This is a genomic window from Bradyrhizobium embrapense, from assembly GCF_001189235.2.
Lineage (GTDB): Bacteria > Pseudomonadota > Alphaproteobacteria > Rhizobiales > Xanthobacteraceae > Bradyrhizobium > Bradyrhizobium embrapense.
In genome coordinates this window covers 147,235-163,075 of record NZ_LFIP02000005.1, presented here as the reverse complement: position 1 = coordinate 163,075, position 15,841 = coordinate 147,235, and the positions used below count along the sequence as shown (strand labels likewise).

Annotated in this window: 11 protein-coding genes; 8 read left to right on the top strand and 3 right to left on the bottom strand. The window is 66.4% G+C overall.

Going from position 1 to position 15,841, the window contains the following annotated elements; genetic code table 11:
- Nucleotides 1-52 precede the first annotated feature (52 nt).
- Together AKN83_RS23375 and AKN83_RS40645 are read left to right on the top strand one after the other, a co-directional pair.
- On the top strand, nucleotides 53-2,308 hold the full coding sequence (locus tag AKN83_RS23375; RefSeq protein WP_050406029.1) for a TonB-dependent receptor: 2,256 nt from the start codon (nucleotides 53-55) through the stop codon (nucleotides 2,306-2,308).
- 112 nt (nucleotides 2,309-2,420) lie between these two features.
- Entirely contained in the window at nucleotides 2,421-2,594 is a 174-nt protein-coding gene (locus AKN83_RS40645; RefSeq protein WP_172803599.1) for a hypothetical protein, read from the top strand.
- Between the two features lie 16 nt (nucleotides 2,595-2,610).
- On the opposite strand, the gene AKN83_RS23370 is transcribed toward AKN83_RS40645, so the two are convergent.
- Nucleotides 2,611-3,921 carry an ATP-grasp domain-containing protein gene (locus AKN83_RS23370; protein WP_244522061.1) on the bottom strand — a complete coding sequence of 437 codons (1,311 nt, stop codon included), beginning with the start codon at nucleotides 3,919-3,921 and terminating at the stop codon, nucleotides 2,611-2,613.
- Nucleotides 3,922-4,093: 172 nt separating this feature from the next.
- Here AKN83_RS23370 and AKN83_RS23365 point away from each other — a divergent pair, with 172 nt between their 5' ends.
- On the top strand, nucleotides 4,094-5,326 hold the full coding sequence (locus AKN83_RS23365; protein WP_050406028.1) for an MFS transporter: 1,233 nt from the start codon (nucleotides 4,094-4,096) through the stop codon (nucleotides 5,324-5,326).
- Between the two features lie 44 nt (nucleotides 5,327-5,370).
- Here AKN83_RS23365 and AKN83_RS23360 read toward each other — a convergent pair whose 3' ends face one another.
- Nucleotides 5,371-7,050: a CYTH and CHAD domain-containing protein gene (locus AKN83_RS23360; RefSeq protein WP_050406027.1), complete on the bottom strand. Its 1,680-nt coding sequence runs from the start codon at nucleotides 7,048-7,050 to the stop codon at nucleotides 5,371-5,373.
- Nucleotides 7,051-7,380: 330 nt separating this feature from the next.
- Here AKN83_RS23360 and AKN83_RS23355 point away from each other — a divergent pair, with 330 nt between their 5' ends.
- Nucleotides 7,381-9,099: an N-acyl-D-amino-acid deacylase family protein gene (locus AKN83_RS23355; protein ID WP_050406025.1), complete on the top strand. Its 1,719-nt coding sequence runs from the start codon at nucleotides 7,381-7,383 to the stop codon at nucleotides 9,097-9,099.
- A gap of 146 nt (nucleotides 9,100-9,245) precedes the next feature.
- Here the strand turns inward: AKN83_RS23355 and AKN83_RS23350 are convergent, their stop codons facing one another.
- The gene (locus AKN83_RS23350; RefSeq protein WP_063695480.1) at nucleotides 9,246-10,562 is read right to left on the bottom strand and encodes an MFS transporter; all 1,317 of its coding nucleotides are present in this window, start codon (nucleotides 10,560-10,562) and stop codon (nucleotides 9,246-9,248) included.
- Nucleotides 10,563-10,783: 221 nt separating this feature from the next.
- Between AKN83_RS23350 and AKN83_RS23345 the strand changes: the two genes are divergently transcribed.
- The 4 genes from AKN83_RS23345 to AKN83_RS23330 are packed head-to-tail and all read left to right on the top strand — an operon-like array spanning nucleotide 10,784 to nucleotide 15,767.
- Nucleotides 10,784-11,542, top strand: coding sequence for a class I SAM-dependent methyltransferase (locus AKN83_RS23345; protein WP_050401847.1), 759 nt, complete (start codon nucleotides 10,784-10,786; stop codon nucleotides 11,540-11,542).
- Between the two features lie 40 nt (nucleotides 11,543-11,582).
- On the top strand, nucleotides 11,583-12,236 hold the full coding sequence (locus AKN83_RS23340; RefSeq protein WP_050401846.1) for an ABC transporter ATP-binding protein: 654 nt from the start codon (nucleotides 11,583-11,585) through the stop codon (nucleotides 12,234-12,236).
- Complete coding sequence (locus tag AKN83_RS23335) at nucleotides 12,233-14,692, top strand: ABC transporter permease (protein ID WP_050401845.1); 2,460 nt, start codon at nucleotides 12,233-12,235, stop codon at nucleotides 14,690-14,692. The genes AKN83_RS23340 and AKN83_RS23335 overlap by 4 nt, the downstream gene beginning before the upstream one ends.
- The gene (locus tag AKN83_RS23330) at nucleotides 14,682-15,767 is read left to right on the top strand and encodes a lipocalin-like domain-containing protein (RefSeq protein WP_050401844.1); all 1,086 of its coding nucleotides are present in this window, start codon (nucleotides 14,682-14,684) and stop codon (nucleotides 15,765-15,767) included. The genes AKN83_RS23335 and AKN83_RS23330 overlap by 11 nt, the downstream gene beginning before the upstream one ends.
- Nucleotides 15,768-15,841: the final 74 nt, after the last annotated feature.

Sequence of the window (15,841 nt, the reverse complement as noted above, 5' to 3'; positions counted from 1 at the left end):
GTGAGACTGGTTCGCGGTGACGTACCACTGACGTTACCGAGGTCTCGCCTAGATGTTCTCCAACGCTTTCTCCCGGCGCCGCCGCGCGCTTCTGCTCGCACTGGCGATGATCGTACCGACAATCGTTCTCTCGACCGCACGGGCGCAGCAGGCTCCCGATCAGCTGCCGCCCGTCGAAATCACCCGGCCAAACGACCAGAATGTCACGCGCGCCAAGCCGGCCGCTGATGAAGCACCGGCGCCGCGCCGCCCGGCGCCGGGTACCGTGCAAGGCAACAATGTCGGCAGCGGAGCCGGATCGAACACGACGGCGACGGCCACCGGAACGGGTGGCACGGGTGGCGGCCGCCAGTTCGCCGGCGTCGTCGGCTCCTCCTCGACCGTGATCACCGCCGACGACATCGCGCATTCGCCGCGGCAGTCGCTGCCCGAGATTCTCGCGCAGGTGCCGGGCGTGCAGCTGCAATCGCTCTACGGCGGCCCGAACGGCGCCAAGACCGCGGTCGACCTGCGCGGCTTCGGCGCATTCGCCTCCGACAACACACTGTTCCTGCTCAATGGCCGCCGCCTCAACGACGTCGACAAGGCCGGCTTCGATCTCACCACGATCCCGCTCGATTCGATCGCGCGGATCGAGATCACGCGCGGCAACAGCGGCGCGGTGCTGTATGGCGACAACGCGGTCGGCGGCGTGATCAACATCATCACCAAGACCGGCGCCGGCAGTCCACCGGCCACGATCAGGGCCGAAGGCGGCTTCGGCGCGTTCAACACCCGCATGGCCGCGGTCTCCACGGCGCTCAATGCGGGTCCTTGGTCAACCTCGTTCTACGGCAACGGCATCAAGTCAGACGGCTACCGCGTCAATAACGCGCTCGACCAGCGCAACGCCGTCGGCAACGTCAACTACACGACGTCAGATCTCACCGCCTTCCTCACCGTCACCGGCAGCGACCAGAAGCTCGGCCTGCCCGGCGGACGGCTGGTCGATCCGTCGATCGGCGTCAACGAGCTGCTGACCGATCGCCGCGGCGCGGCGACGCCGTTCGACTATGCCAACCAGCAGACTGCCAGCGTCACGGCCGGTTTCACCAAGACGCTGATCAACGGCGTCGACCTCATCGTCGACGGCGGCTGGCGGCAACGCGAGACGCAGAGCGGCTTCTTCGGCACCGTGCCGACCATCAGCTTCGCCTCGACCTACAATGACGCCGCGCTCGACACCTGGTCGCTCACGCCGCGCCTCAGCGTCAAGACTATGATGCTGGGGATGCCGTCCACGATCCTGACCGGCATCGACTATTACGATTCGACGTTCCTCGAGGCGCGCGGCGCCTATCAGGGCGTCGACCCCTTCCACGTCTACAATATCGAGCAGCAGAGCGTGGCCGGCTACTGGCAGCATACGCTGGGTCTGCTGCCGACCACCGATTTCTCCTACGGTGCGCGCGTACAAAACACGAGCGTCTCGGCGCGCGACCGCTACGATCCGAACGCGCCGTTTGCCTTCGACACGCAAGCAGCGCCGCTCGACAGCAACGAGACCCAATACGCACTGCATGTCGGCGCCGAGCATCGCTTCACCGACGCCTTCTCGGTATTCGGCCGCGCCGCGCGCGCCTTCCGCACGCCCGATGTCGACGAGCGAGTCGCATCGGGTCCGGCGTTCGACCCGCTGACTTTCGCCCCGATCCCGCAGAATTTTCAGCTCAAGACCCAGACGTCGCAGGACATCGAGGGCGGCTTCCGCGTCAAGACCAACCTGTTTCAGGTGCAGACCAGCGTCTATCTGATGGATCTCGAGAACGAGATCCATTTCAACCCGGTGCTGTTCTACAACACCAACCTCGACCCCACCCGCCGCTACGGCTCAGAAACCAGCGCCTCGCTCAAGGTCAGCGACAGCGTCACCCTGCGCGGCGGCATGGCAATCACCCGCGCCGTGTTCCGCGAAGGCATCTGGGCCGGCAACGACGTGCCGCTGGTGTCGCGCACCACCGGCAATCTCGGCGTGACCTGGAATATCTGGCAGAACTATCTGGTGTTCGACGCCACGGTGCGGGCCTGGAGCTCGCGCATCATGGACAACGACCAAGCCAATACCCAGAGCCGGATTCCCGGCAACGCCACTGCCGATGTCAAGCTCAGCGGACAGGTTGACCGCTTCTTCTGGTCGGTCAGCGTGAACAACCTGTTCAACGCGCTCTACTACGACTACGCCGTTGCGAGCTCGTTCACGGCCGGCCGCTTTTCGGCCTATCCGCTGCCCGGCCGCACCTATATGGTCAAGGCAGGCGCGACGTTCTAGGGCAATGATTGGCGCGGCGGAGCGGCCCGGCCGCGCCATCTCCTCACGTTACAAGCCGCGGGGAACTGGAGTAGAATTCCGGCAGATAGTTTGACCCGCGCAGGGGAAACGCATGGCCAAGGCCGGAAGGACGAGCAGGGGCAGCACAGGGAGCAACGACAAGACCGACGACAAGTCGAAAAAGCCTCCGCCGCCCGCAGCGCCGCAAGACGACGACTATTATGAGGATGGCGACATCGCCACGCCGAAGCTCGATCGCTACGGCAATGACGACGAGCCCTTGTAGGACACGGCAACATCTATCACCGTCGTCCCGGCCTGGTGCGCAATTGCGCACGGGAGCCGGGACCACGTGTTGAGGAATCGCGCAAGAAATCCTCGCTTTCGATCTCCTTGATACTCGCGCGATCGAGCAGATGCGCACCAAACCCGCCGCGGGCCAGCGACGCGGCGATCGGCGGCGACGCCAGCAGTAGTGCGGTGGTCATCGCGAGCGGCACGGCACTGAGCCAGTCCAGCCGCATCGGCGTCAATTCCTCGCTGCTTCCTCGATAGAGACCTTCACGGGTGGCGATGCGGCCGCATTCCCGGATCAGGTCGCGCCGGGTGCCGTCGCGCGATGCGCTGCCGAGCAGCGCCTGCATGGCGAGATGCGTCCGCACCCCGGCGCGGCCATCGGGCAGCAGCGTCGGCGTCTCGCCGAGCGAGACACGCAGCAACAGATCGACCAGATCGGTGCCGGACTGGTGCGCGTTCATGGGCTCGACCAGCCGCGGATTGCAATCGATCAACAGCGGCGTCGTGCTGTCGAGCGGCATGATGACGTCGACCGAAAGCGCGCCGTGCCAGTTGAGATGCGCACCGATGGTCTCGAGCACAGCGCGGATCGCCGGCCGGCTGACGCTCTCCTTGATCGCCTCGCCGCCGCCGACTCCGGCCGTGATCTGCCGGTAGGCGTGGAAGCCGATCAGCGTGCCGCAGCAGAACACCGACTGCGCCTTCTCGACCGTGCCGGTGATGAGATCCTGCGCCAGCACCTCGCCGGCAAAGTCGTCGGCGGATTCGAGGTCGTAGAGCGCACGGTTGAGATCGGCGGCGTCGCGCACGAACCAGATGCCGCGGCTCGCGGTGCCGACCGATGTCTTGACGACGGACGGAAACCGCACCGCCTCGCGCAACTGGTCGGCCGAATTCACGATCCGGGTCGGCGGCTGAGGCAGCCCGAGCTGGTCGAGCAGCCGGCTGAAGCCTGCCTTGCTGTGCACCGCGCGATAGCTCTCGAAATCCGGCAGCGCGAGGCCGGCATGGGATGTCAGCCGCGGCGCGGCGCGAGCGAACAGAAACCCCTGCTCATGAGTCGGCAGCAACACATCGAAATGCCGCGACGCCAGCAGGCGCTCGACGAAGCCGAGGAAGCCGGCCGGATCCGACCGCAGCGGCGGACAATGGTGGTACTTGCGGACGAAGCGGGAATAGCGCGCCAGGCACCAGCGTGAGGGATCGCAAACCTCGACGTGATGGCCGGCCAACCCCAGGACCGTGATCGCCTCGCGGCCGGAGGTGCTGGAGCCCTCTGACACAAGCACCTTGAGCTGCTTTTTGGGATCGACCATGACCGATCATCACCGCAAGGCCGCACTTTGTCGCCGCCTTTAATGCCGCATGTGTCGATCCGGCACGCCCGCGCCGGGGGCAGCCATGCGCCCGCGTTCATGGACAATTAGCGCCCAGCCTCTATTTTCTGCCGGCCCTGCCGGGCTTTGGAAAAAGTGGGTTGTCACGGACATGGTCGACATTCTGGCCGCACCGCAGCAAGCTAAAGCCGACAGCGCGCTACGCACGCTGACGGGGATTTCGGTCGCCCATTGGGTCAGCCATTTCCACATCTTCGTGCTGCCGATGCTGTTCCCCTTCCTCAAGCAGCAGCTCGGCGTCGGCTATGTCGAGCTCGGTTTCGCGCTGACGGTGTTTGCGGTGGTCTCGGGCCTCACGCAGGCGCCGATCGGCTACCTCGCCGACCATATCGGCGCCCGCTCGATCCTGCTGATCGGGCTGACCATCGGCGGGTGCGCGCTGATCGGGCTCGGCCTGCATCTGAGCTATACTTCGCTGATCGTCTGTGCCGTGGCGCTCGGCCTTGCCAACAGCGTCTATCATCCGGCCGACTACGCCATCCTCTCGGCCCATATGGACGAGGCGCGGATGGGCCGCGCCTTCTCGATCCACACCTTTGCCGGCTTCCTCGGCGGCGCGGTGGCGCCTGCGATCGTGGCAGCCCTCGTCGCCTCGATCGGCGGCCTCGGCGCGCTGATCGTCGCCGGCGCGGTCGGACCGCTGGTGGCACTGTTCCTGATCGTGCTCGGGATTCCCGATGCCGGCGCCAACAAGAACAAGCCGAAGGACGACGCGGCGCCGAAGGTCAGCGTGATCACCCCGGCGCTGATGATGCTGACTGTCTTCTTCACGCTGCTCAGCCTGTCGACCTCGGGCATCAACAATTTCGGCGTGGTCGCATTGATGGGCGGCTATGGCGCGTCGTTCTCGACCGCCAACATCGCGCTGACCGCGACCCTCGGCGCCAGCGCCGCGGGCGTGCTCGCCGGCGGCTATCTCGCCGACTGGACCCATCGCCACAGCCAAGTCGCTGCGGGCTGCTTCGCCGTCAATGCCGTGCTGGTCGTGCTGGTCGCACTGGTGAACCTGCCGCCCGTGGCGCTCACGCTTACGATGGGGCTTGCCGGATTCCTCGGCGGCGTGATCGCGCCGTCCCGCGACATGATGGTGCGCAACGCCGCCCCGCCCGGCGCCGCGGGCCGCGCCTTCGGCATCGTCTCCACCGGGTTCAACTTCGGCGGCATCGTGAGTCCGCTGCTGTTCGGCTGGATCATGGATCAGCACATGCCGCGTTGGGTGTTCGGCGCCTCCGCGGTCTTCATGGTGTTGACCGTGCTGCTCGCGCTGGTCACCGAGCGCAAGCCGAAGGCCGCTGAACTTGCGATCCACGCGCAACCCCGTTAGGCGATCACTCTAACCGCGCAGCTACTGTCGGCAAAAGGCGCGATTCACCGGCCCCAGAATGCGGGCGTCGTCTTGAACCGGCGCCAACTCTTGCGCAGCGTTTTCGCCACCGCGATCTGATCGCGAGCCAACCAGCCGGCCATCGCGCCGATGCCCAGATGCAGCGCAGGCTGGTCGTCCTGCGCGATGGTGTGGAGCAGCACGCGCGTGCTGCCGATGTCGCACACCCGCCCGAGGCTGTTCTGCAGCCCGGCAAGCCGCTTCACGTAGCGCTTCGCCGGCGCGTGGGCGGCGTAAAGCGGCAGGAAGAACTCCGCCGCATAGCGTAACTTCTTGAGGTTGATCCTGAGATTATGCTGGGCGTGGATATCGAGCCGCCGGAAGCCCGCACCCCGCTTCAATGTCTTGCGATGCAATCGCTCCAGGATCCTGTCGGCGAGCACCGGTATCGGTTGCGACAGGACAGCCAGTGCTTCGCTGTCGATCTCGTTGCGCCAGCTACGGCGTTCCGCCAGATGCCCCAGCGAGAGCAGGAAGCGGCTGCAGCGGGGATCCGCCAGAACGCTGTGCAAGGTACCGTAGCTCGACTTCTGGCGCTGCTCGACCGCCTTGCGGAGGCCGTCCAGGTCGATATCCGGAACCGCGCTGACCAGGCGGGTGATCGTCGTTCCGGCGAAGACGTCCCAGTCGCGGGCCTGACCGAGTTGCCGCATCAGCCATTTTGCTTCGCTGTTGATCGCCAGAAATGCCGGGGATGGAATGTCGCGCCGGAACAACGCACAGATCGTCCGCAAGCGCCGCAACGCCACGCGCATCTGGTGCACGCCTTCGGGGTCCGATCCCTGCTCGGCCACCGCATGATTTTTCAGCAGATGATGCCAGCAGGAGCCCACCAACAATGCGATGACGTCGTCGACCACGAGGTCCGCGGTGATGCCCGACAATTCGGCCTTCGCGGCCGATGGCGCGACGTCGAACGCCAGCGCATAGCCGCGCTCCGCCTTGCTGCGCGTGCCGATCTGCAGCGGCGCTGCGTCGAGCAACTGCGTTCCGAGATCGAACAGGACGCCGGCATTGCCGCTCTTCAGTTCAAGCTCGATTTCCGACAGCACCTCCTGGCGCGCATCGGCCTCGATGGTCCCCTCGTCGAAGGCGACTTCAACCGATGCATCGGGCAGATCGAGCTGCCGCGCGTGCCGGCGAACTTTTGTCGCGAACACCGGCACCAGCACATCGTTGCTCAGCGCCGCCACGGGATCGCCGATCTCTTCGGCGGGGAACCGCGCCAGATCAGGGGCGATGCCTTCAACGGGCACCTCCCATTGGCGTCGCGACAGAGGCTGCGCGCCATTGGGCGCAAGCTTCAGCGTCTGGATGAAATTCTTGCCGCTTCGTCGCACGCGCAGTGACATGCCGTGCTGAAACAGGAGTCGCTCCGGCGTGTCGTAATAGACCGTTTCCAGCCGGTGAAATGCGCCGCGATTGCGTGCGTACTGCACGATACAGGCTGCCTCGCGCAGTTTTTCGAGGCTTCCTTGCGGCGCAAGCAGCTTGAGTTCGATTTCCGCCTGATCGCCATGCCGCACGGCAATGGCAGTCCCCGCATCGGTCACGACCGGCCGCCGTCCATCCAACGAGATCGCTCCCAACATGGTGTATGAAGGTTTCATGACATTGACAAGGCATATCGGGCTATTGCAGCCCGGGTTGACCGCGAATTCCATCCAAGATCACCCCCTTTATGTTGGATTTGGCCGCATCGCTATCCAAGCGCGAGAGGCGCGCTGAAGCGTAATGCGCAACAGGAATTCATTCCGATCGCCGCGACAGCCCCTGCTGGAGGCTAGGGTCGATCCGCGACGGTTTCATCGAGATGAACCGCAGCGGCCCGCTGCATCGGCCGTGGCGCCACGGTGCTGCTGACGCGCGATAGCGCAACACGCGCTGGCTAATCATCGCCAGCGCATCCCAGAGCTTCACCGGCGCCGGTTGACAGCATCAAGGGCTCACCCATGATGCCGCATAACCAAGAACAGCCCCCGGGATGAAATGCCATGACCTCGACCCCAGACCTCGTGATCCGCGGCGGCACCGTCGCCGACGGCAAGGGCGGCGAACTCTACGAAGCCGATGTCGCGATCACCGGCGGCAAGATCACCGAAGTCGGCAAGGTCGCAGCCAAGGGCAAGGAAGAGATCGACGCCCGCGGCAAGCTCGTGGCGCCCGGCTTCGTCGACGTCCACACCCATTACGATGGCCAAGTCACCTGGAGCCAGGACATCACGCCGTCGTCGCAGAACGGCGTCACCACTGCAATTATGGGCAATTGCGGCGTCGGCTTCGCGCCGTGCCGGCCGAGCGACCACAACCGGCTGATCCAGCTGATGGAAGGCGTCGAGGACATTCCGGAGCCGGTGCTCTCCGCCGGCATTCCCTGGGCGTGGGAAAGCTTCCCCGACTACATGGAATGGCTGTCGAAGCGCAGTTTCGACATGGACATCGGCGCGCAGCTGCCGCACGCGGCGCTGCGCGTCTACGTAATGGGCGAGCGCGGCGCACGCCGCGATCCGGCAACGCCCGAGGACAACAAGGCGATGGCGGCGCTCGCCGGCGACGCGGTGCGATCCGGCGCGCTCGGCTTCTCGACCTCGCGCACGCTCAATCACCGCACCTCGACCGGCGATTACACGCCGACGCTGAAGGCGGGCGAGGACGAATTGACCGCGATCGCGGGCGCGATGCACGGCGTCGGCCGCAGCGTGCTGCAATTCGTGCTCGACCAGAGCACCGTGCACGAGGACCTGCCGATGATGCTGCGGGTCGCCGAGAACACCAAGTGCCCGATCTCGTTCTCGGTCGCGCAGGCCGACAAGGCGCCGCGGCGCTGGCGGCAGACCATGGACACCATCAATGAGGCCGCCGCGCGCGGCCTGTCGATCACGACCCAGATCGCGGCGCGGCCGGTCGGGCTGCTGCTCGGGTTGGAGTTGTCGCGCAACCCGTTCCAGACCCATCCGAGCTATCGCGAGATCGCGAGGCTCCCGCTGGCCGAGCGGCTGACGCATCTGCGCCGGCCCGATGTACGCGCCGCGATCCTGAGCGAGAGCGCGACCGCGACCGACGATCCGCTGTTCTTCCGGCCGAACTACGACAAGATGTATCTGCTGGGCAATCCGCCGGATTATGAGCAGCCGCCGGAGAACGCGCTCGGCCCGCAGGCGCGCCGCCAGGGCCGCCGGCCGGAAGAGCTCGCCTATGATGCGATGCTGACCGACGAGGGGCGCGGCATGCTCTATGTGCCGTTCCTGAATTATGCCGACGGCAATCTCGATGCCGTGCATGAGATGCTGCGCGAACCCAGCGCCGTGCCCGGCCTGTCCGACGGCGGCGCGCATTGCGGCATCATCTGCGACGCCAGCTTCCCGACCTATCTGCTGACGCACTGGACGCGCGACCGCAGCCGCGGCGAGAAGCTCTCGATCCCGTTCGTGATCGCGGCGCAATCGCGCAAGACCGCGCTGTCGGTTGGCCTCACCGATCGCGGCGTGATCGCGCCGGGCTTCAAGGCCGACGTCAACGTGATCGATTACGACCGGCTGCATCTGCATCCGCCGAAGGTACACTACGACCTGCCGGTCGGCGGCCGCCGCCTGCTGCAGCAGGTCGACGGCTACGACGCCACCATCGTCTCCGGCGTCGTCACCCAGCGCGCGGGCAAGGCCACCGGCGCACGCCCGGGCCGGCTGGTCCGCGGCGCGCAGGGAATGAATTGATCGCGTAGCTCGTAGCCCGGATGGAGCGACGCGCAATCCGGGACAGGTCCATATGCGGACAGAGCGGCCCCGGATTGCGCTGCGCTTCATCCGGGCTACGGACTCTCACCCTCCCTGGAGGGGGACGGTCGAAGCCGCGCGTCCCCTTACGTCGGCGACATCGCGCGCTTGATTGTGCCCGCGGGCTGCGACGTGCCGGTGAGGCGCGCGCGCTCGGTGTTGGGCCACAGCAGCAGCAATCCGAGCAGGCCGGAGCCGGCCATGATCGCGGCGTTGATGGTGAAGCCGCTCATGTAGCCGGCCATCGGCGTTGCCGCGTGCTGGATCACATTGCCCATCACCATCGGCGCCAGGATGCCCGAGATGGTGTACAGCGCGCCGTAGATCGCGATGATCGCGCCACGCTGCGATACCGGCGTGAACTCGCCGAGCATCGGCGGGCAGACCACGTAGATCGAGCCGCAGAGGCCGGAGCCGATCACAAGGGCTGCGATCATCAAGCCGCCGGGCGGCGCGTAGGGCAGCGTCGCGAGAATGCAGCCGCCGATGATCAGGGGCACCGAGCCGAGCACACCGCGCGCACCGCGCGTGGTGAAACCGCGCGCCAGCATCAGCTGCGAGATCCAGCCGGTCAGGATCACGATCGTCGCACCGAAGATCCAGGGCAGGATCGAGACGAAGCCGGCCTGTTGCTGCGAGAAGCCGAGCCCCTCGATGATGAAGGACGTGAACCAGGTCAGTCCGAGCGACAGCGCCCAATAGGCGCCGAAGGTCGCGATGACGCAGCCGACGAAGGTGCGTGAGGTCAGCAGCTTCCAGTAGGGAATCCGTGGTTCATCGGCAACGACGGCGACCGTCGAGACCAGCGGCCCTTCCCTGCCGAGCGCAAACCAGGCGACGGTCCAGAGCAGGCCGACGATGCCGAGCGCGCCGAAGGCGTGATGCCAGCTGTGATTGACGATGATCCAGTTCAGCGCCGGCACCGCGAGGATCACGCCGAACGCCGACCCCTGTGACAGGATTGCGGTCGGCAGCGTGCGCTTCTCATCCGGAAACCATTTGTAGATGGCATGCGCTGCCACCGAGAAGGCCGGTCCCTCGCCGGCGCCGAGGATGATGCGGCAGATCGTCAGCGTCGTGAGGCTGACGGTGCCGATCATCGGAAATTGCGCCAGCGACCAGATCACCGCCAGGACCAGCAGGACCCAGCGGGTGTCGACGCGATTGACGATGAAGCCGACCACGATCGCCGAGATCGAGAACAGATAGAAGAACGACGAGCCAAGATCGCCGAACTGCTCCGGGGTGAGACCCATCTCCTTCCGGATCGGCACGCCGGCGAGCCCGACCACGATCTTGTCCGCAAAGTTCACCACCATGAACAGGAACAGCAGGAAGGTGATGGTCCAGGCGCCCTTGGGCGTCCCGGTTGACGTCCCCTTGGACATCGGTTGCGTCGTCATGTCTGGCTCCCCGTCGTTTCGTTTTTGGCTTCGTAAAATCGGCCCCAATTGGCGATGCTAGCCACGCCTCGGCGGGCAACGCAACAACGCATTTTCCCGGGGGGCGGCCGCCCCGGTACGGCCGTAACGACCGATCACGATCGCGTCGGCGCGGCCGCGAAGCGGTGATCTGTCATGGGCCGCCTGCTATGTTCGGGGCAACGAAACGCCGGGGTTGTTTCATGAACAGATCGATGCTTCGCGCGGCTGCCTGCGCTGCGCTCGCTACAGCCACGCTGCTCGCCGCACCAGCTGTCCGCGCCGAAGACGCTGCCAGCCCCGACTATGCGGCGATCATCGCCGCACCCGATCGCAGCGATGCGGATCGCCAGGTCGACCAGCGCCGCCAGCCGGCCAAGATGCTCGCCTTTGCCGGCGTCAAGCCCGGCATGACGATCCTCGACATGGCGGCAAGCGCCGGCTACAGCACCGAACTGTTGGCGCGGACCGTCGCCCCGTCTGGCAAGGTGTACGCCCAGGACTCGGCGACCGTGCTCGAGCGCTTCGTCAAGGACAGGTTCGACACCCGCGCCAAGTCGCCGGCGATGACGAACGTCGTCCATGTCGTGCGCGACTATGACGATCCGATCCCGCCCGAGGTCAACAACCTCGACATGATCACCTTGTTCTTTTTCTATCACGACATCAGCTATCTGCCGGTCGATCGCGCCGCAATGAACAAGAAGATGTTCGCCGCGCTCAAGCCCGGCGGCTTCCTCATCATCGCCGACCATTCGGCCAAGGCGGGCGAAGGTACCAGCGTCGCCAAGACGCTGCACCGGATCGAGGAGAGCACCCTGAAGCAGGAGATCGAGGCCGCCGGCTTCAGGCTGGTCGCGGAGGGTGATTTCCTGCATCATACGGAGGACCCGAAGGACATTCCCGTCTTCAAGGCGCCGGTGCCGATCGACGAGTTCGTCCTGAAATACCAGAAGCCTTGAATGAGGCACGGCCATCGCTTCATCTGACCAGACCGCCGCGGTGCTTCGCGTCACCGGCCTGACCAAGAGTTACCGCTCTGCCGGCGAAGACGTTGCGGTGCTGCGCGGCGTTGATCTGGCCGTCGCGACCGGCGAGAGCGTGGCGCTGTCAGGTGAATCCGGCAGCGGCAAGAGCACGCTGCTGCATCTGATCGCCGGGCTCGATGCCGCCGACAGCGGCGAGATCAGGCTGGCCGATATCACTGTCTCCGGCCTCAACGACGCCGGCCGCGCCGAGTTGCGCCGCGACCGGCTCGGTCTCGTGTTCCAGCAGTTCAACCTGATCCCGAGCCTGACGGTCGCGGACAATCTCGTGTTCCAGTCCCGCATCGCCGGCCGCCACGATGCGGCCTGGCATGACGAACTGGTCGAGCGCCTTGGCCTCAAGCAGCTCCTGAAGCGCTATCCCGAGCAATTGTCCGGCGGCCAGCAGCAGCGCGTCGCGATCGGCCGCGCGCTGGCGCCGAAGCCGCTGCTGCTGCTCGCCGACGAGCCGACCGGCAACCTCGACGAGGACACTGCCGACGAGGTGCTGCGACTTGCGCGCGATCTGGTCGTTCGCACCGGCTGCGGCTTCCTGATGGTCACCCACAGCGCCCGGCTCGCCGCGACGCTCGACCGCCAGGTCACCCTGCATGGCGGGGTGGTGGCGTGAAGCGCGTCTTGTGGATCCTCGCCGTGCTGCTCAGCCATTGGCGGCGGCATCCGATGCAGCTTGCGACGCTCTTGATCGGGCTGATCTCCGCGACCGCGCTGTGGAGCGGCGTGCAGGCGCTGAACCAGCAGGCCCGGATCTCCTATGACCGCGCCGCCGCGACCTTCGGCGGCGCGCGCACCGCCATGCTGGTCGCCAAAGACAGCGCGACTTTCCCGCAGCAACTGTTCGTCGATCTGCGCCGCGCTGGCTGGCCGGTGTCACCGATGCTGGAGGGCCGCGTCCAGATCGATGGACGCAGCTTCCGCCTGCTCGGCGTCGAGCCGGTGACCTTGCCGTCCGAGGTCGGCAACGCGCCAGCGGTCGGCCGCGGCAGCCTGCTATCCTTCGCCACGCCGCCAGGCGAAATGCTGGTGGCGCCTGAGACGCTGCACGATCTCGGCCTCAAGGAAGGCGACCGGCCGCAGGCCAACGGTTTGAGCTTACCGCCCCTGCGCGTGCAGGCGGAGCTTGCGCCCGGGGCGCTCATCGTCGACATCGGCATCGCGCAGGGCATCCTGAAGATGCCCGGCCAGGTGTCGCGCCTGCTGGTCGGAAAATCCAAGGCGCCGCGCGCGACATTGCAAAGCGTGGCAGGCGAAAAACTTCGCCTGGTCGAGCCGAGCGCCGAAACCGACCTCGAGCGGCTGACCGACAGTTTCCATCTCAACCTCACCGCCTTCGGCCTGCTGTCGTTCTTCGTCGGCCTGTTCATCGTCAACTCCGCGATCGGCCTCGCCTTCGAGCAGCGACTGCCGATGCTGCGTACCTTGCGCGCCTGCGGCGTCTCGGCACGGCTGCTCAACACCGTGCTGGTGATCGAGCTGCTGTCGCTGGCGCTGATCGCCGGCGTGATTGGCCTCGTCTGCGGCTACTTCATCGCGGCGACCTTGCTGCCCGATGTCGCGGCCTCGCTGCGCGGGCTTTATGGCGCGCAGATCCCCGGGCAGCTTTCGCTGAAACCAATCTGGTGGTTCGCCGGCATCGCGATCAGCATCTTGGGCGCGCTCGCAGCCGCCGCGGCGAGCCTTGCCAAGGCGATCCGGATGCCGGTGCTGGCGACGGCGCAGCCGCAGGCCTGGCAGCAGGCGCAACGGCGCTGGCTGCTGTTCCAGAGTGCCGCGGCGCTGGCGGTGTTCGCGGTCGCAGCAATTCTCATCCAGTTCGGCGATTCCCTGATCGCGGGCTTTGCGGTACTGGCTGCGCTGATGCTCGGCGCGGCCTTGATCCTGCCGATGGTGCTGCAGATCACGCTCGCATTCGGCCAGCGCAGCGCGCGGGCGCCGGTCGGCATCTGGTTCTGGGCCGACAGCCGCCAGCAGCTCTCGGGCCTGTCACTGGCGCTGATGGCGCTGTTGCTCGCGCTCGCGGTCAATGTCGGCGTCAGCACCATGGTGGAAAGTTTCAGCCGCACCTTCCTGGTCTGGCTCGACGGCCGCCTCGCAGCCGACGTCTATATCAGCGCGGCAAGCGATGCGCAGGCAAAGGAGATCAAAGGCTGGCTGCGCGATCGGCCGGAGGTTCAGGCGATCCTGCCTGGCGGCCGCGCCGACACCCGGCTTGGCGGCGCGCCGATCGAGGTGCTCGGCCTGCCCGACCACGCCACCTACCGAGACAACTGGCCGTTGCTGGACAGCACGGCGAATGCCTGGGTGCGCTTGCGTCCCGGCGACACCTGCCTGGTCAGCGAGCAGCTGTCGCGACGGATGAAGCTTGCGATCGGCGATCATATCGAGGTCCCCGCCCCCGGCGGCCCCTGGTCGCTCGAGATCGTCGGCATCTACGCCGATTACGGCAACCCCAAGGGCCAGATCGCGGTCAACTTCGCGGCACTGACGCGGCGTTTCCCCCAGACGCCGCAGACCCGGCTCGGGCTCCGCGTCGCGCCGGACAAGATTGCACCGCTGATCACGGCGTTGCAGGAGAAATTCGGTCTTGACGACCGCAATGTCGCCGACCAGGCGACGATGAAGCGGGAATCGAGACGGGTGTTCAACCGTACCTTCTCGGTGACCGCAGCGCTCAACGCCTTCACGCTCGGCGTCGCCGGCATCGCGCTCCTGACCAGCCTGCTGACGCTCGCCAATTCGCGGCTGCCGCAGCTGGCCCCGCTGTGGGCGATCGGCCTGACGCGGCGACGGCTCGCGGCGCTCGAGCTGCTGAAGACCATGGCGGTCGCATTGATCACCGCGCTGTTCGCACTGCCGCTCGGCCTTCTGGTTGCGTGGTGCCTGCTTGCGATCGTCAATGTGAAAGCATTCGGCTGGCGGCTGCCGTTCCAGATCTTCCCGCTGCAGCTGATCGAACTGCTTGCGGTGGCGCTCGCCGCCGCCTTCTGTGCGGCGGCGCTGCCGGTCGCTAGACTGGCGCGCATGCAGCCGGCCAGCCTGATCAGGATCTTCGTCAATGAGCGCTAGCGGCAAGATCACCCGCCGCGCCTTTGCCGGCGGGGCGCTGGCGCTCGCGCTCGGCGGCAAGGGTCTTGCGCAGGGCTTTGCCGGCCTCGGCGAGAATGCCGAGGGATTTGCCGCCGTCGCGCCCGGCAAACAATTCGTATTTCCGATCGACCACGGCCCGCATCCGGAGTTCCGGATCGAGTGGTGGTACGTGACGGCGAACCTCTCCGACGCGAATGGCGCGGCCTATGGCGCACAATGGACGCTATTCCGCCAGGCGATGAAGCCGGGCGGCCCCAGCGAAGGCTGGGCCAACCAGCAGGTCTGGATGGGCCATGCCGCCGTGACCAGCGCCACCACACATCGCTTCAGCGAGACGTTTGCACGCGGCGGCATTGGGCAGGCCGGGGTCGAGGCGACGCCGTTCCGCGCCTGGATCGACGCCTGGGAGATGCAAGGGATCGCCCCGTTCGACGCGCAGCGCGTCGCGCCGCTCGAACTCAGGGCCGCGGCCGCCGACTTCAGCACTGCCCTCCGGCTGACCGCGGACCGCCCGCTGGTGCTGCAAGGCGACCATGGCTACAGCCGCAAGTCGGATCGCGGACAGGCCTCCAATTACTACAGCCAGCCATTCTACCGGGCGTCCGGCCGCATCGTCATCGAGGACAGGACGCTCGACGTTACGGGCATGGCCTGGATGGATCGCGAATGGAGCAGCCAGCCATTGGCGGCGGACCAGACCGGGTGGGACTGGTTCTCGCTCCATCTGCCCGGCGACGAGAAGCTGATGCTGTACCGGCTGCGCCAGACGGACGGCCGCGAGAACCTGTTCGGCAACTGGATCACGCCTGACGGCCGCTCGGCCGAGATTGCGAGCAGCGGCAACAGCATCGCGCCGGTCGCGACCACCGAAATCGACGGCCGCAAGCTGCCGACGTCGTGGCGCGTCAGCCTGCCCGCGCGCGGTCTCGCCATCGAGACCACGCCGCTCAATCCGAAAGCCTGGATGGGAACCAGCTTCCCCTACTGGGAAGGCCCGATCCGCTTTACGGGCAGCCACGTCGGATTAGGTTATCTTGAGATGACCGGATACTAGAGCGGCCCAACAAGAATTCCCGCCAGTCACACCGGTCACGGTCGTCCCGTCATGACATCGGGGCCAATGCAACA